Source organism: Planotetraspora sp. A-T 1434 (assembly GCF_025420585.1).
GTDB lineage: Bacteria > Actinomycetota > Actinomycetes > Streptosporangiales > Streptosporangiaceae > JAOEGB01.
Map to the genome: position 1 here is coordinate 1 of NZ_JAOEGB010000100.1, position 597 is coordinate 597.

Below are 597 nucleotides of genomic sequence, written 5' to 3' on the forward strand. Positions count from 1 at the left end.
GCAACGGCTGCCGGTGGTCCCCTGGGTGATCTCCGGCCGGTCCCGTGCCGCGCTCCACGCCCAGGCCGAACGGCTGGCCGCCCATCTCGACACCCACCCCACCCTCAACCCCGTGGACGTCGGCTACTCCCTGGCCACCACCCGCACCCACTTCGAACACCGCGCCGTCATCATCGCCGAAACCCGCCAAGACCTCACCGACGAAACCCGGGCACTCGCCTCACCCACCGCCCCCGCAGGCACCACCTCACGCGCGGTATCGGGCGCGGCGGCTGGTGTGGTGACCGGAACGGCCGGCGCGAACCCCGCAGTGGCATTCCTGTTCACCGGCCAAGGCAGCCAACGGACCGGAATGGGACGACAGCTCTACGACACCTTCCCCCTCTACGCCCACACCTTCGACACCGTCACCGACCACCTCGACCACCACCTCACCCACCTCGCCCGCCAAGACGACCAACCGGCCCCCGCCTCCGTCCGCGACGTCGTCTTCGGCACCACCGACCCCCACCTCATCGACCAGACCCTCTACACCCAACCCGCCCTGTTCGCCCTCCAAATCTCCCTCTACCGCCTCATCGAATCCTGGGGCATCAC

Annotated in this window: 1 protein-coding gene; it reads left to right on the plus strand. The window is 69.3% G+C overall.

The annotated features are described in order from the left end of the window. A partial coding sequence (locus N5079_RS35135) for an acyltransferase domain-containing protein (RefSeq protein ID WP_261588541.1) occupies nucleotides 1-597 on the plus strand: 597 nt, incomplete at both ends.